This window comes from Paenibacillus sp. JT22N12 (genome assembly GCF_056269365.1).
The window spans coordinates 619,370-639,544 of sequence record NZ_JBWDNU010000001.1 but is presented as its reverse complement, the minus strand read 5'-3'; the positions used below and the strand labels follow the sequence as shown (position 1 = coordinate 639,544).

The window sequence follows — 20,175 nt, the reverse complement described above, 5'->3', positions numbered from 1 at the left end:
GCTATGCAATTATGAGGATTGGACGGAAGTTTGCCCTGCTAGCGCTGGATTGCCCCATTTTTGGACCCATTTGTCCATTTCCAGCAATGCGGTTTGAAAATCCTTGCCCTTCTCCGTCAGAGAATATTCCACTGTGACAGGCACAGTAGGAAAGACCTTGCGGAGGACAAGACCGTTATTCACCAGGTGGCGGAGCGTATCCGTAAGGGATTGGGTCTTGACGATGGATACATTACGCTGCAGCTGGTTGAATCGCTGCGGTCCTTTCAGCAGTTCTTCAAGAACAAGGAAAGCCCATTTGGCACCCAGAATCTGCAGGACTTCGCAAATACTGGAGCCGGCACTCTCCTTGCAGTTGTTGTTCGTGCCGGTTTGTTCGTCCATGACAATGAACCTCCTTATAAAATAACATTGACCGTAACAGCAGAAGGATATCCGTGCCTATACTATGCTTACATTATGGTCCTGTTTCTTTGCTTATGTCAATCCGCGAATGCCCTGTGATGAGCGTATGCAGGGAATTGCGATATTCAAAAGTTTGATCCGCTAAATAAATATGACAGACAGTTGGCATATTTAATATGTTACGCTGTCTAGAGTATCGCATCAGCGAGGCGCGCAAGCATCGGTTTAAAGGCGACGATTATCGCGGAATCATCGTGGAAGGGTTATAACCAGGAGGAGAGAGAGAATGGCAGAACCATTAAAAGATATGTATCATGAACAATTTCTGCGTCAATTCGGCGAGAAAGTGCATGCTGTTTATAAGGCTTTCAATACGGAGGCATTCGTCGCGGCGGTCATGGAGGACGGCTGGTATGATTTAAAGCTGAAGGAGCGGATCAGGCGGATCTCCACGGTGCTCGGAACATATCTGCCGCCACGGTACGAGGACGAGCTCGACGTTTTGTATGCGATTGACGCGGCCTGCGTCGGTTTCCCCTATTTATTTTTTCCTGATTTCGTGGAAGTGTACGGCCAGTCAGAGGAGCATTGGGGTCTGTCCATGGAGGCGTTGGAGCGCTTTACTTCGAAGTCCTCGGCGGAGTTCGCCGTTCGGTCGTTTATTTTGCGTGAGCCGGAGCGGATGATGCGTCAGATGGAGGAATGGTCCAGGCATCCGAACGCTCATGTCCGGCGGCTTGCCAGCGAGGGCTGCCGGCCCAGGCTGCCGTGGGGACAGGCGCTGCCGCTTTTCAAGCAGGACCCTGCTCCATTGCTCCCCGTGCTGGAGCAGCTGAAGGCAGACCCTTCGCTGTATGTACGCAAGAGCGTCGCCAACAATCTGAATGACATCGCCAAGGATCACCCGTCAATCGTGCTGGATACAGCCCGCCGCTGGCAGGGAGTCCATCCGGATACGGACTGGATTATCAGGCATGCCTGCCGTAATTTGATCCGCAAAGCCGATCCCGAGATCATGGCGCTGTTCGGCTATGCGGAAGCGGGAGAAGAGTCGGCGCTGACAACCTATGCCTCTTTGTCGACGGAGCCGGATGTGCTGCCGATCGGCGGAAGCTGCGAGCTGAGCTACGAGCTTCATATCCGGCCGGGCGAACCGGTGCGTATTCGCATGGAATACGGAATCGACTTCGTGAAGGCAGGAGGACATACATCCCGCAAGCTATTCCTGCTATCCGACAAAGTGGTGCCGGGAGGTACGAGGCTTGCAGGCGCCAGGAAGCACCGCTGGGCGGATCTGACGACCCGCCGTCATTATCCGGGTGAGCACCGGATTACGCTGACCTTGAATGGGGTTGAAACAGCATCAACGGTAATCAGGCTGGAAGCTTGATTATGAACGATCAGACAAATGCTGCCTTTCACCCAGGCAGCCGCATTGCCGGAGCATCTTTAGGCATGAGATAATTTGGGCGCGCAGAAATCCTTCATATTATCGAAAGCAGAGACAGTCCCCCCCAATATCCCTTCTGATACCATTCCTCAAAATGAATCCCAAATACAAGCTCCGCTAACCTGTTAAAGCTTGCCCTATATTTACTTTGATTTTTGAGCATTTGACTATCCAGCATAGGATTCCTCCTAATGACCGGCAAGCAATTCGTGACCTGCCTGTTTAAAAGGATAGATTGGGCCGTCTGAATTGACAATCCGAAGTCCGGCGGCGGAAAAAGAAGAGCCGGGCACGTTCAGACGAGGTAAAGCTCGGATTATAACAGGATATTATCCGTCCAAGGAACTGGTCCTTATTTCCTATTTTCTACCATGAAAATTTTCTGCGAAAAATAATTTTTATCTTTCTCAAAACCGCAAAGGCTTGATGCTGCGCTGTTTTGGGCTTTTTTTTGCTAAAATCTTTCATTATTCTTTTATTGGCCGCTGGTAGACTTAAGTTGGTTGTCATCCTGGTCTCTGTCGGGATAGTAAAAACTAACCAGTGCAGCGAAATTCGACATTTAGCCGGGTTCTTTAACACCGCTGCGGTTGCCTCTGCATGAGCTGAAAGAGGACTTGGACCCGGTTTTCTGCCCATTGATCGACATTATTTTTGAGATTCGACACATTCCTGACTTAATGCCGTGTTACTTTGAAACCAGCGTCTATAATTTATACAATAACTGACATAATATCACGACTAAACTATGATACGGGAGATATACAAATGAAATTGAGAATGATCATCTTGGCTTCATTCCTGTTTTTACTGTTAACAGGGTGCGGAAGTTCCATGAGTATGAGCGAAGAAAGAGCAATGAAGCTGGGCAAATCATCGGATGAAATTGTAGTCGGCGCGGCGTGGCCTTTTGCCGGCCGGAACGACGGATTTAAAGAGGGGCTTGAATTGGCTCTGGAGGAAATCAATCAAACCGGGGTAATAGGCTCAAAAATAAAGCTGGAGCAAAAGGATGATCTATCTTCCGTTACGGACGGTCTGACCATTGCCCAAAACTTCTCCAATGATTTGAATGTGACAGCTGTTATCGGCGACCGCAGCTCGGCCGTGACGGTCCCGGCTTCCAAGGTCTATGAACAAGCAGGCGTATTGTTTCTTGCGCCAACGTCGACTTCACCGAAGCTGACGGAGGGCGGGGTCAGCCATATTTTCCGCTTGATTCCGAATGATACACAAATCGGCGCAGAGATGGCGGATTACGCCAACTCCAAAATGTATAAGAACATTGCTGTCTTTTACGCGAATGACGAGTACGGCCGCGGCTTGGCCAATTCTTTTGAAGACAGTGCCAAAATAAGCGATATTCAAATCATAGATCGTGTCTCTGACTATAAGGACATCGATGATCTCCGCAGGCTGGTCAATAAATGGAACGCCTTGGGATGCGATGCCGTCTTTGTGGCGGAAGCGATGCCGGATGGAGCGAATTTCATTCTGGAGCTTCGCAAAGCAGGATTGAATCTGCCGGTAATGGGCGGGGACGCCCTGGATTCGGACAGCTTGATTGAAATAGGTGAAAAAGCTGTAGAAGGGGTCGTTGTCGCATCTATCTTTAACCCCAATGATACGGATCCCAAGGTTCGTGATTTTGTTGAAAGCTATAAAAGCAGGTTCGGGGCAGAGCCGAATAAATATGCGGCGCAAGCCTATGACTCTCTGCATCTTCTGGCCGCTGCCATGACGAAGGCTGATTCACGCAAGCCTGCCGATATTGCAGCTGCGTTACGAGAACAGGAAACATGGCCGGGCGTGTCCGGTGACAGATCGTTTGACGCGAACGGTGATGTGAATGATATGCACATTGTGATGAAACAGGTTAAACAAGGACAGTTCGAATACCTGAAATAAAGGAGCAACCCGGGAATGAACAATGACGTTTTTCGCAAGGTATCCATAGAAAGATTATCTTCGCCCGAGCAGCTCGACACTTTAATGAAGGTGACTTCGCCAAAGGGCTGGCTCGCTTTGAGCGCCCTCGGATTGCTGCTGGTCTCCGCGATAGTTTGGGGATTTTACGGAACGTTGAATACCAAGATGCAGGCACAAGGCGTCTTAATCCGGCCAGGAGGGCTGCAAAATATCTATTCCTCGTCGAGCGGCCCCATTACCGATATTCGCGTGGTGGAGAATGATTACGTACATAAGGGTGACGTCATAGCAAGAATTGAACAACCGGCCATGGTACAGCAGCTTGAGCAGCTGGCAGAGAGCCTCAAGGCTGCCGAGCTGGCCAATCAGCGTACGCCGTCAGCGGAATTAGAGGAGCAAATAAACAAGATCCGGAACGGGTTAGCGGCGCTCAAGACGGCCTACTTCAACGAATCGAGAGTCGTAAGTGCTTATACAGGACGGGTCCTGGAAGTAAAAGTCAAGAAGGGCGCTTCAATCGGCGTTGGATTGCCGATCATTACGGTCGAATCAGGCGAGGAGCAGGCCAAGGATTTGAAGACGGTGATGTATGTTCCGATCCAGGAAGGGAAGACCATTATTCCCGGGATGACGGTTGATATTTCTCCCAGCTCCGTAAATAAGGAGGAATACGGCTTTTTGATTGGACGCGTAACGTCGGTTTCGGAATTCCCGGTAACGGCGCAAACCATGCTGCTCACTCTCGGGAACGAAGCGCTGGTGCAGGAGCTTGCGGGAAGAGGCTCCGCGCTGCTTGAGGTTCTGGTCGATCTCGTACCGGACCCGTCAACAATAAGCGGCTACAAATGGTCTACGCCCAAAGGTCCGCCGCAGCTGATAGACAGCGGTACCTTTACCTCGGGATCCATAACGATAAAACGGCAAAAACCGATTACATCCGTAATACCTCAGATTAAGTAAGAGATGGAGTTGAACCTTAAGGTGAGTGCACCCAAACGCGTCAAGACACCGACCGTTCTGCAGATGGAAGCGGTGGAATGCGGTGCGGCAGCTTTAGCGATTATTCTTGGCTATTACCGAAGCTATGTTCCTCTGGAGGAGCTGCGTGTGGAATGCGGTGTTTCAAGGGACGGGAGCAAAGCCAGCAATGTGCTGAAAGCAGCAAGGAAATACGGGCTGACGGCAAGAGGGCTGAAGAAGGAGCCGGAGGCGCTCCGCAGCATGAAGGGGCCGATGATTATTCATTGGAACTTCAATCACTTCCTTGTGCTCGAGGGCTTCAAGGAGAACCGGGTTTTTCTGAATGATCCGGTTTCGGGACCGCGGGTTGTCACTTATGAGGAATTCGATAAATCCTATACCGGCATTGTTCTAAGCTTTGAGCCGTCACCCGAATACAAGCGCCATGGCGAGAAAACGGGTATTGCCGGGTCTCTCAAGAAACGGCTGAAAGGCTCGGAAACGGCGCTGCTTTATGTCATTCTGGCCGGACTTTTCCTAATCATTCCGGGACTTGTCATACCCACTTTCACCAAAATGTTCATCGATAATATACTGCTCGGAAATAATCAAAGCTGGCTGATCCCGCTGCTGGTCGGAATGGCCATTACGGCATTCGTCCGGGCGGCGCTGACCTGGCTGCAGAGATATTACCTGCTGCGGCTCGAAACGAAATTTTCGCTAAGCACGTCCAGCGCTTTTTTCTGGCATGTGCTGAGGCTTCCGATGGGGTTCTTCTCGCAGCGCTTCAGCGGAGAGATCGGTTCGCGGGTGATGATCAACGACCGGGTGGCACAGCTGCTGTCCGGCGATCTGGCGGTCGCCGCATTGAATTCCGTAATGATTGTCTTTTATTTGATCCTGATGTTCCAGTACAGCATCATCCTGACCCTGCTGGCTGTTGCAACGGCTCTGATAAACGTGGTTTTTCTGCGGTTCGTTGCCAGGCAAAGAGTCGATCAGAATATGCGTCTGCTTCAGGAAGGCGGCAAAATGCAGGGCGTTACGATGAATGGTCTGCAAATGATCGAAACGTTGAAATCAAGCGGTTCCGAATCCGATTTTTTCGCAAAATGGTCCGGTTACCAGACGAAGCTCCTGAATTCCCAGCAGCAGCTCGGCGTCTCCTCCGGTATGCTGAGCGCTCTGCCCACTTTGTTATCCGGCATAAGCTCCGCGGTCATTCTGGCGGTCGGCGGATTTCAGGTCATGGATGGCGTCATGACGATCGGTATGCTGGTAGCCTTCCAAAGCTTGACGGCCAGCTTCATCGAACCGGTCAATAAGATGGTCCAGCTCGGCAGCTCCCTTCAGGAGGCGGAAGGCGGACTCAAGCGGCTTGATGATGTATTAAACCATGATGTGGACAGTCAGATCGCAGCAGCGGCCGAGCTTTATCCCTCGGATGAAGAAGAAGCGCAGCCGAAGAATGCCAAGCTGGCAGGATTTGTTGAATTGCGCAATGTAACCTTCGGTTACAACAAGCTGGAGGGGGCGTTGATTGAGAACTTCAGCCTGCAGCTGAAGCCTGGCTCGCGTGTTGCCCTTGTAGGGGGATCGGGCAGCGGGAAATCGACAATCGCCAAATTGATTGCCGGCGTTTATGCGCCATGGTCGGGAGAAATTCTGTTTGATGGAATCAATCGCGATGAATTGCCGCGCACATTAATCAGCAACTCGCTTGCGGTAGTCGATCAGGATATTCATATGTTTGAAGGCACCATCAAGGATAATTTATCGCTGTGGGATTTGACGATACCGGAGACGGATATTGTCCGTGCCGCCAAAGATGCCTGTATTGATGATGATATCAGCTCGCGAAGCAGCGGTTACGATCATGAGCTTGCCGAGGGCGGCGGTAATTTCAGCGGCGGACAGCGGCAGCGCCTGGAAATTGCCAGAGCGCTCTCCGGCAATCCATCCGTTCTTGTACTGGACGAAGCGACAAGCGCATTGGATCCGAAGACGGAACAAATCGTGGATACGAGCTTCAGAAGAAGAGGCTGTACCTGTATTATTGTCGCGCACAGGCTGAGCACCATCCGCGATGCGGATGAAATTATTTTGATGCAGCGGGGAAAAGTGGCCGAACGCGGCACCCACCATGATTTACTGCTGAAAAACGGCGCATATGCCAGACTGATACAGGACCACTAAAGCCGGAGGGGGTGAATGCATATGGATCGGACGGATAACGACATCTTGGAGCAATGGTTTATAAAAAATGGGGAATGGATCGAGCTTGAAGGAAACAAACCGCTCATTGTTACGGATGAAACGTCGCTTTGGCTCATTATGAGCGGATCTGCGGATATTTTTGCCGTTGCCTTGCAAGGCGGTACAGTAACCCGGCAGCCGCAATTTTTGTTCAGTCTGCAAGCAGGGCGATTCATCTTTGGTTTCCATGAAGATGTTGCGGAAGCATCCGCAGGCATGCTCATTGCCGGGTTGTCCGGTACGCAGCTGATCCGCATGGACATGTCCTTATTTCTTCAAGCGAATTCCGATTATTCTGTTCACATGGCAATGGCGGATTCGATTGATAAGTGGGTCCAGGACTGGTCCTCCGCCCTGAGAAGGCTCAACAACGCAACAGATTTTATCGAGCTTGAAGCGGTCAGTCAGCTGGCAGCTGCCGAGGGAGCTGTCTTTCGTTCGGCCAAAGTTCTGTGGATTGAAATGCATGCCGGAAAACTCCATTGGATGGATGATGAAAGATTTGCCGTCGTGCAGCCGGGGATGACTATGCCTTTGTCCTCCATCAGCTGGATCTCGGCCGCCGAACCATCCGTAATTTCCGCATACGGCACGGCTGAATGGCTGAAGAAGGATGCCGAATTGCGCGGATTATCCGAATTTCATCGATTGCTCTACCGCTGTCTGCTTGATAATCGCAGGTCAGAGGGAAAAGTCGAATACGACCGTCTGAAACGAAAAACGGAAAATGATCATGCCGTCATGGATTTGGCTTTGAACCGTTTGGCAGCCGTTACAGGAGCATCCCGAAAAAAAGCAGCCGCTGAAACGGGCTCCACCGACCTGCTGTATATCGCCTGCAAGATTGTCGGCGAATCGCTCGGCATGGCAGTGAAGCCGGTTGCTGGAAAGAGTCTGCATAAGCTGCGCGACCCTGTGGGCCATGTTGCAAAAAGCTCCGGATTTCGTTCCCGCCAGGTTATGCTGAAGGATGATTGGTGGCGCAGTGATAACGGACCCCTGCTTGCCTATTTGGAGGCAAACAAACAGCCCGTTGCTCTGATTCAGAAGAATGCGTCGACCTATATTCTAGTCGATTCGGCGGACGGCTCGGAACAGACCGTAACGGAAGATCTTGCCCGCAATATCGCACCGGTCGCGTTTATGTTCTATCGTCCGCTGCCGACAAAACCGCTCTCTGTTATGGATATTATCAAATTCGGCTCACACAAAACGATCAAACGGGACTTATACATCATGGTGTTCATGGGGATTGCCGGAGGATTGCTCGGAATGCTGGTTCCTATAGCCAACGGCATCCTGTTCGATTCGATTATTCCGGCTTCTGAGAAAGGCCTGCTTCTGCAGATGGGGTTGATCTTGCTGTCGGTCATCCTCTCCATGTCCTTGTTCGAATTGACGCGCTCTATGGCAATGCTCAGAATCGAAGGGAAGATGGGGGGATCCATACAGGCGGCGGTATGGGATCGCTTGCTCAATCTGCCTGTTTCCTTCTTCAGGGATTATTCCTCCGGCGATTTGGCTTTGCGGGCCAACAGCATCAATACGATACGTCAGGCGGTATCGGGTGTGGCGCTGACGGCGATATTTTCCGGCATATTCTCCTCCTTTAATCTGCTTTTATTATTTTATTACAATGTGAAATTGGCTCTTGTGGCCACGGTTCTGGTCCTGATTTCGATGGCCGTTACGCTTGGAGTCGGAATTCTGCAGGTCAAGCGGCAGCGGGTGTTGCTGGCGGTTCAGGGGAAAATTTCAACGACGGTTCTGCAAATCATTAACGGCATCAGCAAATTCCGCATGGCGGCGGCCGAGAAACGGGCATTTTTCTTGTGGGCCAAACAGTTCGGGGAGTTAAAAGAAACCGCGTTCCAAGCCAAGACATTAACGAATCTGCATGCGGTATTCAACGCTTTTTTTCCGGTTATTACTTCGATGACATTATTCTATATTATGGCTTCCGGCGGGGGAGCAATGAGTCCCGGCAAGTTCATCGCTTTTTTCTCCGCTTTCTCGGCTTTTCTGGGGGCGATGATTGCGATGTCGACGGCGGTTGTCTCGATTATGAGCATTGTTCCGCAATATGAAAGAGCCAAACCGATTCTCCAAACGGTTCCCGAAGTACACGAGGCATTGGAAGATCCAGGCGAACTGACAGGCGCTATTGAAGTCAGACATATTCGCTTTCGCTATAGAATGGATCAGCCCTGGATTCTCAATGATCTGTCGCTCCAAATCCGCCCCGGCGAATTCATCGCGCTGGTTGGCGCATCAGGCTGCGGGAAGTCAACGCTGCTGAGGCTGCTGCTCGGTTTTGAGAAGCCGGAGTCCGGATCGCTTTACTTTGACGGGCAGGATCTCAAAACACTGGATATCCGCTCCGTTCGCAGTCAGTTCGGCGTTGTCCTGCAGAATGGCAAGGTGACCGCTGGCGATATTTATTCCAATATTATCGGTTCTGCGAACCTGACGATGGAAGAAGCCTGGGAATCGGCGCGAATGGCCGGTTTCGATGAGGATATCCGCCAAATGCCCATGGGCATGCATACGGTAATATCCGAAGGCGGCAGCACGTTATCCGGCGGGCAGCGCCAGCGCCTGCTTATTGCCCGGGCGATTGCCAGAAGACCGAAAATCATCCTGTTCGACGAGGCGACCAGCGCCCTGGACAACCGCACGCAGACGATTGTCAGCCAAAGCCTGGAGAAGCTGCACGCTACACGGGTGGTCATTGCCCACAGGCTCAGCACCATTATGAACGCCGACCGCATCTTCGTTCTGGAAAAAGGTCGGATCGTTCAAGCGGGGTCTTACAGCGATTTAATGAAACAGGACGGATTGTTCGTCGAATTGGCCAAACGGCAGCTTGCGTAGTTCATCTCTCGTTATCATAACGAGTCATGATAAATATCATATTTTACAGGAGGAAACAATCATGGCATGGAGTAAAGAAGCAGTAGCAGAAGCGGTAAACAAGGTGGGCGCAAGAGCAGCTACCGATCTGGAGTACAGAAATTTGTGCGTGACCAACATTCACGAAGCCATTCAACAGGAAACAGGCCTTGAAGTGCCGTCTAGCTTCAAAATCGGCGTGCTTGACCAATCCAGCTATTCCTTGAGCATTGTCCTGCCTAAAGTTCAATTGGCCGACAATGAATTAACGGAAGGCGAATTGGACAACGTTGCAGGCGGAAGCAAAGACGGAGCTACCGATTTCTTCGAAGGACTTGCAGGCGGAGCCGCTTCGATTATGGGCGCCGATAATACTTACGCGAACAATTCCGAAGGCGTTGCCGGCAATATCATTGGTCAAATCGTGGCATCTCCTTATCTCATCATCGGCAGCTAATCCAAACTTTCCAATCGGAGGAATCATACATGGCATGGAGTAAAGAAGCAGTAGAAGAAGCAGTTAGCAAAGTAGGCGCAAGAGCCGCTGCCGACCTGGAATTCAGAAATTTATGCGTGACGAACATTCACGAGGCGATTCAGCAGGAAACAGGTCATGAAGTGCCGGCCAGCTTCAAAATCGGCGTACTCGATCAATCCAGCTATTCCTTGAGCATTATTCTGCCCAAAATTCAACTGGCTGACAGTGAATTAACGGAAGGCGAGCTCGACAGCGTTGCCGGCGGAAGCAAACAGGGAGCCACTGATTTCTTTGACGGATTGGCTACAGGGCTGAGCGGCAATTCGGGCCCTCAGAATTCTGCTGAAGGCGAAGCCGGGAATGCGATAGGGTTAATTGCAACAATTCCCATGATTTTGTCTTAAGATTGTTGTGAAGCGTCACTGATGTGCGGAGAGAACCTCAGTTTTTTGAGGTTCTTCTTGTGATTTTTCTCCTGCAAGCTATTCATCGATGCACAATATAAACATAGTGGGTGTGTTATCCGTATGCGGTGGTTAAAATCGATTTGGACGATATTAGGAAGCATCACGGCAGGGGTCATGATCGGGATTTATCAGCCTCAGCTGGCAGAGCAGCTTATCCCGTACGGTGGCTTGTATTTGTCATTTCTTAAAATGTGTGTCATTCCGATCATGGTCACGGCCATTGTCTCCAGTGTAGGCAGATTGTTTATGTCGACAGGATCGAATAAGGTATTGAATAAAATGCTGCTAGTTTTTATCGTTGGGATGCTTGCAGTCAGTGTGCTGGGAATTACGGCAGGACTGCTCGGCAAGCCGGGCGAAGGCATCTCTGCCGGCAGTAAAACGGTGCTTGGCACGATTGTTCTGGATAAGGAATCTTCCTCCGCAGATCAAGCAGACACGGCCTCTGCCAACGGTTTGATGGATTTTATATTCAAACTGATCCCGGATAATATATTTATTGCGCTGACTCAGGGCAACAGCCTGCAAATCCTGTTTTTTTCCGTGGTGGTGGGTATCGCGCTCGGTTTGCTGTCCGTCCATACAGGCGAACATTTTCTCTCTCTCGTGGATTTGATGTTTAAAGTCTTTCAGCGGATTATCTCCTGGTCGATGTATGTGCTGCCGTTTGGGCTGCTATGCATTATGGCTGGGCAGATCGCAAGCACGGGTGCAGATCTCTTGCTGGCTATGGTGAAGTTCATCGCACTCGCCTATACGGTAGCGCTTGTTCTCATGATTGCAAGCGGCTGGATCATGGCGGCGAAGCTGAAAATCTCTTTTATCCAGGCGTTGAAAGGCTTGAAGGAAACGCTGATTATTGCTTTCGGCACGCAAAACAGTATCGCTACCATGCCCTCCGCACTCGATTCGCTGCGCAAGCAGTTCAAGCTTGACTCCGACTCGGTCAATTTGGTCGTTCCGCTTGGGGTCGTCCTGTGCAGGTACAGCATGGTGGTGGTGTACTCCCTGGGCATTATCTTTATCGCCCAATTGTATGGGGTTACGCTGGGATTGCAGGATTTGTTCATCATCATGGCCGGAGCGGTACTGGCGGCAGTTGCCGGAGCTGGGACTCCCGGGATCGTGGCGATTGCGATGATTTCGCTGATTGCCGATCCTCTGAACCTCCCCTCCAGCACGGGTATTATTCTGCTGATGGCTGTCAATCCCATTATCGATCCCATTCTGACAACGGCCAACATTCATCTCAATAGTATGGCGGCGGTTCTGATTGTGGATAAAGCGGAAGACAGCCAGAGGGAAGCAGCCGACTATGATCCGCTGCCACTGGGCAGCAGCGGTACTGCATCATGAGCGGCTGGATGGAGAACCGCTACAAAGTGAAACAGCTGGAAGCCGGCGATGCCGCTGCATATGGGCCGTTAACGTACCAATATGTGCTCCCGCTGCTGCGTGATTCGCAAGGACATCCAAGCTATACCGCAATCGGAGCAGAGATGGCGGAGGGGGCGGAAGCTGCCGGATTAATCGTTATATACCGCCAGCCGGGAAGCAGCACAGCCGAAGTCGTCTCTCTGTTTGTAAAGCCGAATTACCGCAGAATGGGAATCGGCGCCGCTCTTCTGCGCCAAACGGAAGAGCTTCTGCTTCGTGCAGGAGCTACGCAGATCCGTTTTGTGTATTATGCGGGCAACCGGATTAAGCCTGCTGTGGAAGCTTTCTTACAGTGTAATAACGGGTCTCCTCCCGTATTGGAAGGAAAGGTGTACACGGTCGATACCCGCATCGCCGACGCTCCGTGGCTGAAGAAGATTGAACTGCCGCAAGGACTGCAGTCTTTATTATGGCGCGATCTGCACAGCGGAGCCAAAAACAGATTAAGAGAAGGCGGTGGCTTTCCGCAGTTTCTATCGCCTTTCAAACCAAATCTGCAATTGGAAGAAAGCAATAGTCTCGCCATGATGGCAGGAGAAGAAATCTCGGGATGGTGCATGACATACCGAATTGCCGAAGATACGATTCTATATGACAGTGTCTATGTTCAGGAGCCCTACCGGTTATATGGCTGCGCCTTTATTCTGATGGCGCAATCCGTCCTGCTTCAACTGGAGCGGCAGATTCCGTTTGCGAAATTTGCCGTCAATGTCGAAACCCCTTCCATGCTGAAAATGCTGGATCGCCGGCTGGCTCCGTATGCGTGCCGGATCGTTGAAAAAAGAGCAGTCTGCATAACACTTGCACATCAGGGAGGAACGATTAAGTGACCAAGGGGAGACAGCGCGTTGCGGTAACGGGGATGGGGATTCTCTGCGCTCTGGGCAGCAGCTTTGAGCAGGTTTTTGCTTCCATGAAGGAAGGAAGAACAGGCATCGGAGAGATGCAGCGTTTTCCTACCGATAAATTTCACAGCCGGATCGGAGCGGAAATCCGGGACTATAACCCGGATGATTACTTCTCGGCATCCGAGCAGCAGCAGTATGATCTTTGCGCGCAGTACGCCATTGTCGCCGCCCGGAATGCAATGCGGGGCAGCGGAATCGTCACAGGCGGCAAGGGGGCGGAGCGGACCGGTGTCGCGCTGGGCACCTGCAATGGCGGTATTGTTTCGCTCGAAGAGCAGTGGACGGTTGCGGAACTGGACGTGGCAAGAACGGCTCGTTACCCTTTCTATCAGCAGGGTGATGATGTTGCGCAATATTTTCAGGCGACGGGGCCGGTCGTTACGATGAATACCGCATGCGCGGCAAGCGGCAACGCGATCGGCTATGCCTACGATATGATTCGATGGGGACACGCCGATGTGATGCTGGCGGGCGGCTCCGATCCGATGTCCCATTCCGTTTATGCCGGATTTAATGTGCTGCGCGCCTTGAATCCGCTGCCGGCCTCCCCTTTCGCAAGCCGGTTTGGTCTTAGTTTGGGTGAAGGAGCGGCTTTTGTTGTGCTTGAACCGCTGGATATGGCTATTTTGCGGGGAGCAACGATTTATGCGGAGATTTGCGGATACGGCCTAAGCAACGACGCGTATCACGAGACAACGCCTGACCCGGAGGGAAAGGGAATTCATATTGCGGTGAACATGGCCCTGGCTAACAGCGGTATTGATCCGACTGCAATCGGCTATATCAATGCTCACGGCACCGGTACGCAGGCCAACGATCACGCAGAGATTTCCGGTTTGCGGGCCGCATTCGGCGACAAGCTCGGTGAAATTCCGCTCAGCTCCAGCAAAGCGTACTTTGGCCATAATCTGGGAGCGGCTGCAGCTATCGAGTTCACCACTTCCTTGTATGCCATTCATCATCATTTGCTTCCCGCTGCTTTGCATTATGACAAGCCGCGGCCGGGCTGTGAAGACATCCTCATTGTAGCCAATGATATGATGGCGGGGAGAGCGGATTATCTGTTAAACAATAATTCCGCCTTTGGCGGACATAATGCTGCGATCGTCGCCAAGACCCATTATTCGGAGAACGAGCCGAAGCGGATCGAAACGGACCGTCCTTTACGAAGAATAGCGGTCGTGGGAATCGGCGCGGTTATCGGGGACGGCGCAGACGGCAGGGCAGGAGCCTCGTCATTCCAGCTGAAGGATTTTGATAAAGGCTTATATGAGAGAAGAATGAACCGCCTCTCCCAGTTCAGCATAGGAGCAGTCAGCCTGGCGCTGGAGGATGCGGGGTGGAGCTGTGAAGCTGCCGCCGGACAAGATACTGGATTCATATACGGAACTTCACGGGGAAGCACGGAGAGCATCGGCAAATTTCTGGGCAGCGTGTTCGGCAGCGGACCGGAGCTTGCCAGCAGCATCTATTTTCCCCATACCGTTATCAATTCAATATCCGGCAAGACGGCCGAGAAGATGAAGCTGAAAGGCTTCAGCAGCTCGCTCAGCACCGGCGGCACGGAGGGGCTTATGGCATTGATTTATGGCTGCGGCATTCTCCGCGACGGTGTTCATGACCGGCTGTTGGTCGCCGCAGGCGATGAGTTTTCCGAGCTGTCGGATAAAATCGATATGGCCAAGGGGCTTGCGGAAAGCCGTTTTCATATGACAGAGGGCAGCCTGTGCCTGGCTTTATGCGACCTGGATACGGCGCAGCAAGAGGGGAAACGCGTCTATGCGGAAATGCTGGGCGGCGGGATGGCATTTGGCGATTTGGCCCGATCCATTACCGATGCCATTCGGAATTCCGGTTTGCGGCTGGAGCAGATGGATGGTGTTCTGATCGATTCCGCCGGGAGGCCGGGCGAATTGGAAGAACAAATGCGCATCATTGAAGAGCTGTTCGCCGGGTGCGGGACTCCGGTAACCTGCTTGAACGAGCAGTCCGGTTACGGCGAATCCATCAGTTCGCTCACTCCGGTCAGTACAGCAGCGCAGTGGATCCATGCCAGCTCTCAGCTTGGGATCCAGGGACAAAAACGTGATTACTTCCTGACCGTCAGTATAGCGATCAATGGAAATACCGCTGCAGCGGTGATCGGCCGGATTAAAGAGGAGGAGAACAAATGAACGAGCAGGCTTTTACTTTGGAACAGATCAAAGACGTGGTCAAACGGAAGCTGATTATCGAGCGTCTGGAAATGGAAGACATCACGGCAGAGGATATCGATGACGAGATGGAGCTTTTTGGCGACGGGCTCGGACTGGATTCGATCGAGGCGTTTGAGGTGATGGTTGGTATGGAAGTCGTATACGGCGTGAAGGTTGAAGGCATTCCCATCGACGACCTGAAAGTTCACTTGAGATGCGTCAATTCCATTGCCGGTTTTATCGACAACCGCCTTCGTGAGAAAGCATGAAGCTGCGTAATCAGGTAGCAATTGTGACAGGTGCCACGCGGGGAATCGGCAGAGCGGCATTCGAACGCTTCGCGGCGGAGGGGGCGGCGGTAATTGGCGTATATGCCGCGAATGTGGACCTGGCGCAGCAATTGCTCGGCAAGTGGAACGGAAATGGAGTGCCGCTGAGGATGGTTCAAGGCTCCGTTGACGATCCTGGCTTTGTCCGTGAACTCATTCCCGAAGTGGTGCGGGAGTTTGGCCGTATTGATATTTTGGTCAACAATGCGGGAATCGTGCGCGACAGCTTGGCGGTGATGATGCCAATCTCTGATTGGGACGACGTGTTTCGCACGAATTTCAATGGAACCCTGCTGTGCGCTTCGGAAACGATTCCCGTCATGCTGCAGCAGCAAAGCGGAAGGATCGTCAATGTTGTATCGGTGTCAGGCATCTACGGGCGGGAGGCGCAGACGAATTATGCGGCTTCCAAGGGGGCCGTTATCGGCTTGACCAAAATGCTGGCCAGGCGCTACGGCCGGGAAGGCATCCGAATCAATGCGATCGCTCCAGGCATGATTGAAACGGAAATGACGGCGTTGGTGCCTTCAGGGAAAATGGAAAATTTCATCAATCATACCAACATGGGGCGCATGGGCACGGTCGAAGAGATTGCGGATGCGATCTTGTTTTTGGCTTCAGGTCAATCGGAATACATGTCCGGGCAAGTATTGAAGGCGGACGGGGGATTCCTGCGATGACCAGAACTGTTTTTATAACTCAGGGAAGCCACAGAATCAATCGCCTGATTCTCGAGTGTCTGCTTGAGAGAGAGTTTCAGGTATGCCTGCAATTTACCAAAAGGCAGGAGGCCGATGTGTGTCTTGCCGATATTTCTGCGGATTGCAGAAAACAGCTTTATCTCGTTTACGGCCATGCGAATGAAGCGTCTGTTATGATCGATCAGGCTGTTTCCCGTATGGGCAGTCTGGATTACTTGATTCACGGGGTGGACACGCTCAATGAAGAGGAATTGTTTGAGGCCGATCCGCTTGGCCTGGGTACCTATACGGCCGATTTATTTCGCGATATTTTCCTGTTCAGCCGCAGCAGCGCAGTGCAAATGGCCAAGAACAAACAGGGACATATCGTATTTCCCCTTATGGCGGATACGTTATATTATGACGGTTACCCGTCTTCTCCGATTAACAACCTTGGCAAGCTTGCTTTAATGAAATCTCTTGCCAAAGAGTTTTCGCCTTTCCGCATTGCTGTCAACGCCGTCACATTGGGTTATTACGCCCCGGAAGAAAGCTTGAACAGCAAGGAATTAAAGCAGCGCCTGGAAATTCACGCCTTAAAGCCATTGCTCCCCGGGCTGAAAGAGCTGGTATCGACTTCAATTGATATGCTGTTTCAGACAAAATCACACTTGGTAAGCGGACAGAACCTGCATGTAGGTCACGGTACCGATACATTCATCTGATGGAGAAACTATTCTTGATTGCCGGCATAGGCATGGCAACCGCTGCGGGAGCGATGATTGTCATAGAACGGGAGGACTGGACGAGCGATGAACAAAATGTTGATTCCGCTGTTGGGGATGTTGGTTATCTGTTTAATGACAGCTTGCGGCAGCCAGCAGAATCCCCAAGCAGGCGCAGGGCCAAAGAGCGGAATGGAATCCGCCGGTCCCCGGCCGGCTGCTGCCGTGAAGGTTGAGGTTTCGCAAGAGGAACTGGCGTACTATGCCCCGGGAATGAAGAAAATCTATGAGCGTGGAAAGCTGCGTGTAGCGATGGTCTCCACGGATCGGGAGCCCTTCTTCTATGTCGATGCCGACGGCAAGCTTACGGGCAGCGATGTGGATATGGCAACGGACATTGCCGCCAAGTTCGGGGTAGAGGTTGAATTTCTGCGAACCGCCCAATCCTTCGATGAAGTTGTGAATCAGGTGGCGTCGGGGGAAGCGGACATTGCCGTTTCGAAGCTGAGCGCCACGTTATCCCGTGCGAAGAAGGTACTCTTCTCACAACCGTATGTTACCCTGCGCCAGGGACTGCTTATCAACCGGCTGAAGGCGGCGCAGCTGGGCGGCTCAAACCAGAATTTGCTGACTTTGCTTCAAACCGCTCCGCTGAAAATAGGCGTTATCTCGGGAACCTCCTATGTCGGGTTTGCCAAGGAATGGCTTCCTAAGGCAGAGATTCACCAGTATGAAACACCTCCCAAATCCATGGATGGAGCGCTTCAGGGTGAAATAGATGCAATCTTCTATGATGAATTGCAGTTGAAGCGATTAATCGAGAGCAACCCCAAATACTCCATTGAGCTTCAACTCATGCTGATTAAAGACCAGACTGATCCCATCGCCATAGCCGTACCGCCAAACGATATGCAAATGCTCGCATGGGTAAATCTGTATCTGGAAACCAACCGTCCGATCGTAGACGGACTCCTGCACAAATACGACATTGGTGAGGAGAAATAGGGTAATAAGTCATGGTTGACTCCCTTGGACCATGTTGCTATAATCAATTCATAGTATTCAACTTGGTATAATTTAATATTCTGTTTACCGGACCACCGGAGACACGTGATTGTTATAAGCGTAGTCTCTTTTGTTTTTTTTCGGTACTGTACCGGAATAGTTTCAAAAGTAGCCCTATACCCTAAGTAATGCATCGATGGAAAGGAGTCGTGGTATGGACAATGCAGCGAGCGGGGGGAACGGCAGGGGTAAGAGAATGAGGATTCATTACCAGACTCGCAAGCAGCTATGGTGTTTGCTGTTTATAGCGCCGCAGCTTGTTCTGTTTTTGTTGTTCACCTTATATCCAATCATTATGAGTTATGTGTATGCCTTCTTCGACTGGAGCGGCTTCGGCAGGCTGGATGATTATGTGGGTCTGGACAACTTCAAGGAAACCCTGTATGACCCTATTTTCTGGAATGCGTTCGGCAACAGCCTGAGCTTTATGCTGTATGTTGTCGTCATTCAGGTGCCTATGGCATTATTGATGGCTTTGCTGCTTAATGCGCAATGGTTCAAAGGGAAGACGGTTTACCGGGTGATTTATTTCCTGCCGGTAGTAACGACAACGGCTGTGGTCGGTTTGGTCATGCGTTTTATATTCGGAGCGTACAAGGGACTTGTCAACGAAGTTCTGATGCGGCTTGGGCTGTTGAGCGCTCCGGTAGACTTTCTCGGCTCCATCGATACCGCCTTTTTTATAGTCGTACTGGTCGGCATCTGGAAAAGCTTCGGAATGAAGCTGATCTACTGGCTCGCCGCCATCCAATCGCTGCCGAAGGATGTGTTCGAAGCGGCCAAAATCGACGGGGCAGGCCCTCTTCAAATGCTGCGTTACATTACAGTTCCGCTGCTGCTGCCGGTCGGAAGCGTCATTTTGCTTATGTCGGCCGTCAATGCCCTTCATGTATTCGATCTGGTCAAAGCGATGACGGACGGCGGTCCCGCGTTCAAGACGGATATGGTGGATGTTTATATTTACCGGTATGCCTTCTCGGGTTCGGGAGAAGCCAGGGTCGGCTTCGCATCGGCTGCCGGCGTTCTCTATGGAATCGTGGTTATGATCATATCGCTCGCTTTGGGGCTATTCGTCAAACTGACCGGAGGCCGCAGAAACGGCAGCGTATAGATGGAGGAGACCAATATGACAAAAAAAATGAAAAAGCGGTCGCCGCTGATCCTGTTGGCTCATTTGCTGCTGATTGGCCTCGGCATCGTGTGGATTTACCCCTTCCTGTGGATGATCCTGGCTTCATTCAAAACCAACACCGAGTATATCAGCTCCGGAATTTCATTATGGCCGGAACATTTCCAATTCGGGAACTATAAGCGCGCCTGGGACACGGCCCAATTCTCCGTTTATTTCTGGAACACCGTGCTGATTACGGTCGCTGTCGTCGTGATTGTGGTCGCTGTTTGCTCCATGACCGGCTACGCGGTCGGACGCTACCGCTTCAGGGGGCGTTTGATATTCATGTCCGCGATTACTGCAACGATGTTTATGCCGCAGGGTTACACGATCATTCCGATCTATACCCTCATTAACCAGCTTGGATTGAATAATACCCTATGGGGTGTCATTCTGGGAGAGGTTGGCGGAGCCCATGTGCTGTTCATCCTGCTGTTCGTCGCATACTTTCGCGGGCTGCCCAAGGAGCTGCATGAGTCGGCTGAGGTCGACGGCAGCGGTTTCTTCCGGACCTTTGCCCAGATCCTGCTGCCGCTGTCCAAGCCAATCATCGCAACAACGGCTATTATGCAGTTTATGTTCACATGGAATGCTTTTCTGATTCCGCTTGTTTTCACACTCGGGAAGCCTGAGCTGCGTACGCTTGGGGTCGGGATGTTCCAGTTCGTCGGTGAAAATTCGATGGACTGGACAGGAATGGCGGCGGCGGCCAGCATTTCCCTTGTCCCCATCCTCGTTGTGTTCCTGCTGCTGCAGCGTTATTTTATCGAAGGTGTCTCAGGGGCCGTAAAGGCTTGATGGAGCGGCGGCTCAACGTTTGCACACGCG

General features: G+C 51.7%; 17 protein-coding genes. 16 read left to right on the top strand and 1 reads right to left on the bottom strand.

Translation table 11 applies throughout. The features are described 5' to 3' along the window. Nucleotides 1-9: 9 nt before the first annotated feature. On the bottom strand, nucleotides 10-384 hold the full coding sequence (locus AC0YOA_RS02685; protein WP_210043895.1) for a winged helix-turn-helix transcriptional regulator: 375 nt from the start codon (nucleotides 382-384) through the stop codon (nucleotides 10-12). Nucleotides 385-691: 307 nt separating this feature from the next. Here AC0YOA_RS02685 and AC0YOA_RS02680 point away from each other — a divergent pair, with 307 nt between their 5' ends. From AC0YOA_RS02680 to AC0YOA_RS02605, 16 genes are all read left to right on the top strand, one after another. After that, the gene (locus AC0YOA_RS02680; protein WP_475785287.1) at nucleotides 692-1,795 is read left to right on the top strand and encodes a DNA alkylation repair protein; all 1,104 of its coding nucleotides are present in this window, start codon (nucleotides 692-694) and stop codon (nucleotides 1,793-1,795) included. Nucleotides 1,796-2,689: 894 nt separating this feature from the next. Further along, nucleotides 2,690-3,763 carry an ABC transporter substrate-binding protein gene (locus tag AC0YOA_RS02675; protein ID WP_475785286.1) on the top strand — a complete coding sequence of 358 codons (1,074 nt, stop codon included), beginning with the start codon at nucleotides 2,690-2,692 and terminating at the stop codon, nucleotides 3,761-3,763. A 15-nt stretch (nucleotides 3,764-3,778) separates the two neighbouring features. After that, entirely contained in the window at nucleotides 3,779-4,744 is a 966-nt protein-coding gene (locus AC0YOA_RS02670) for an NHLP bacteriocin system secretion protein (protein WP_210043891.1), read from the top strand. A 21-nt stretch (nucleotides 4,745-4,765) separates the two neighbouring features. Further along, the gene (locus tag AC0YOA_RS02665; protein ID WP_475785285.1) at nucleotides 4,766-6,940 is read left to right on the top strand and encodes an NHLP family bacteriocin export ABC transporter peptidase/permease/ATPase subunit; all 2,175 of its coding nucleotides are present in this window, start codon (nucleotides 4,766-4,768) and stop codon (nucleotides 6,938-6,940) included. A 21-nt stretch (nucleotides 6,941-6,961) separates the two neighbouring features. Beyond that, nucleotides 6,962-9,874 carry an NHLP bacteriocin export ABC transporter permease/ATPase subunit gene (locus AC0YOA_RS02660; protein ID WP_475785284.1) on the top strand — a complete coding sequence of 971 codons (2,913 nt, stop codon included), beginning with the start codon at nucleotides 6,962-6,964 and terminating at the stop codon, nucleotides 9,872-9,874. Between the two features lie 61 nt (nucleotides 9,875-9,935). After that, on the top strand, nucleotides 9,936-10,349 hold the full coding sequence (locus AC0YOA_RS02655) for an NHLP leader peptide family RiPP precursor (protein WP_475785283.1): 414 nt from the start codon (nucleotides 9,936-9,938) through the stop codon (nucleotides 10,347-10,349). Nucleotides 10,350-10,378: 29 nt separating this feature from the next. Continuing rightward, the gene (locus AC0YOA_RS02650; RefSeq protein WP_475785282.1) at nucleotides 10,379-10,774 is read left to right on the top strand and encodes an NHLP leader peptide family RiPP precursor; all 396 of its coding nucleotides are present in this window, start codon (nucleotides 10,379-10,381) and stop codon (nucleotides 10,772-10,774) included. A 123-nt stretch (nucleotides 10,775-10,897) separates the two neighbouring features. Then, on the top strand, nucleotides 10,898-12,193 hold the full coding sequence (locus tag AC0YOA_RS02645; protein WP_475785281.1) for a dicarboxylate/amino acid:cation symporter: 1,296 nt from the start codon (nucleotides 10,898-10,900) through the stop codon (nucleotides 12,191-12,193). Continuing rightward, on the top strand, nucleotides 12,190-13,104 hold the full coding sequence (locus tag AC0YOA_RS02640; protein ID WP_475785280.1) for a GNAT family N-acetyltransferase: 915 nt from the start codon (nucleotides 12,190-12,192) through the stop codon (nucleotides 13,102-13,104). The genes AC0YOA_RS02645 and AC0YOA_RS02640 overlap by 4 nt, the downstream gene beginning before the upstream one ends. Then, the gene (locus tag AC0YOA_RS02635) at nucleotides 13,101-15,356 is read left to right on the top strand and encodes a beta-ketoacyl synthase N-terminal-like domain-containing protein (RefSeq protein WP_475785279.1); all 2,256 of its coding nucleotides are present in this window, start codon (nucleotides 13,101-13,103) and stop codon (nucleotides 15,354-15,356) included. The genes AC0YOA_RS02640 and AC0YOA_RS02635 overlap by 4 nt, the downstream gene beginning before the upstream one ends. Beyond that, on the top strand, nucleotides 15,353-15,646 hold the full coding sequence (locus AC0YOA_RS02630; protein WP_210043884.1) for a phosphopantetheine-binding protein: 294 nt from the start codon (nucleotides 15,353-15,355) through the stop codon (nucleotides 15,644-15,646). Before AC0YOA_RS02635 ends, AC0YOA_RS02630 begins: the two co-directional genes overlap by 4 nt. After that, nucleotides 15,643-16,386 carry an SDR family NAD(P)-dependent oxidoreductase gene (locus AC0YOA_RS02625; RefSeq protein ID WP_475785278.1) on the top strand — a complete coding sequence of 248 codons (744 nt, stop codon included), beginning with the start codon at nucleotides 15,643-15,645 and terminating at the stop codon, nucleotides 16,384-16,386. Before AC0YOA_RS02630 ends, AC0YOA_RS02625 begins: the two co-directional genes overlap by 4 nt. Then, nucleotides 16,383-17,111, top strand: coding sequence for an SDR family oxidoreductase (locus AC0YOA_RS02620; RefSeq protein WP_475785277.1), 729 nt, complete (start codon nucleotides 16,383-16,385; stop codon nucleotides 17,109-17,111). The genes AC0YOA_RS02625 and AC0YOA_RS02620 overlap by 4 nt, the downstream gene beginning before the upstream one ends. Nucleotides 17,112-17,198: 87 nt before the next feature. Continuing rightward, nucleotides 17,199-18,116, top strand: a complete 918-nt coding sequence (locus AC0YOA_RS02615) for an ABC transporter substrate-binding protein (protein ID WP_475785276.1) — start codon at nucleotides 17,199-17,201, stop codon at nucleotides 18,114-18,116. A 214-nt stretch (nucleotides 18,117-18,330) separates the two neighbouring features. Then, complete coding sequence (locus AC0YOA_RS02610; protein WP_475766224.1) at nucleotides 18,331-19,287, top strand: carbohydrate ABC transporter permease; 957 nt, start codon at nucleotides 18,331-18,333, stop codon at nucleotides 19,285-19,287. 15 nt (nucleotides 19,288-19,302) lie between these two features. Beyond that, nucleotides 19,303-20,145: a carbohydrate ABC transporter permease gene (locus AC0YOA_RS02605; protein ID WP_475785275.1), complete on the top strand. Its 843-nt coding sequence runs from the start codon at nucleotides 19,303-19,305 to the stop codon at nucleotides 20,143-20,145. Nucleotides 20,146-20,175 lie beyond the last annotated feature (30 nt).

Coding starts and splice junctions, on each gene's coding strand:
- AC0YOA_RS02685 (WP_210043895.1), bottom strand. CDS start 384: ATGGACGAACAAACCGGCACGAACAACAACTGCAAGGAGAGTGCCGGC.
- AC0YOA_RS02680 (WP_475785287.1), top strand. CDS start 692: ATGGCAGAACCATTAAAAGATATGTATCATGAACAATTTCTGCGTCAA.
- AC0YOA_RS02675 (WP_475785286.1), top strand. CDS start 2,690: ATGAGTATGAGCGAAGAAAGAGCAATGAAGCTGGGCAAATCATCGGAT.
- AC0YOA_RS02670 (WP_210043891.1), top strand. CDS start 3,779: ATGAACAATGACGTTTTTCGCAAGGTATCCATAGAAAGATTATCTTCG.
- AC0YOA_RS02660 (WP_475785284.1), top strand. CDS start 6,962: ATGGATCGGACGGATAACGACATCTTGGAGCAATGGTTTATAAAAAAT.
- AC0YOA_RS02655 (WP_475785283.1), top strand. CDS start 9,936: ATGGCATGGAGTAAAGAAGCAGTAGCAGAAGCGGTAAACAAGGTGGGC.
- AC0YOA_RS02650 (WP_475785282.1), top strand. CDS start 10,379: ATGGCATGGAGTAAAGAAGCAGTAGAAGAAGCAGTTAGCAAAGTAGGC.
- AC0YOA_RS02645 (WP_475785281.1), top strand. CDS start 10,898: ATGCGGTGGTTAAAATCGATTTGGACGATATTAGGAAGCATCACGGCA.
- AC0YOA_RS02640 (WP_475785280.1), top strand. CDS start 12,190: ATGAGCGGCTGGATGGAGAACCGCTACAAAGTGAAACAGCTGGAAGCC.
- AC0YOA_RS02630 (WP_210043884.1), top strand. CDS start 15,353: ATGAACGAGCAGGCTTTTACTTTGGAACAGATCAAAGACGTGGTCAAA.
- AC0YOA_RS02625 (WP_475785278.1), top strand. CDS start 15,643: ATGAAGCTGCGTAATCAGGTAGCAATTGTGACAGGTGCCACGCGGGGA.
- AC0YOA_RS02620 (WP_475785277.1), top strand. CDS start 16,383: ATGACCAGAACTGTTTTTATAACTCAGGGAAGCCACAGAATCAATCGC.
- AC0YOA_RS02615 (WP_475785276.1), top strand. CDS start 17,199: ATGAACAAAATGTTGATTCCGCTGTTGGGGATGTTGGTTATCTGTTTA.
- AC0YOA_RS02610 (WP_475766224.1), top strand. CDS start 18,331: ATGGACAATGCAGCGAGCGGGGGGAACGGCAGGGGTAAGAGAATGAGG.
- AC0YOA_RS02605 (WP_475785275.1), top strand. CDS start 19,303: ATGACAAAAAAAATGAAAAAGCGGTCGCCGCTGATCCTGTTGGCTCAT.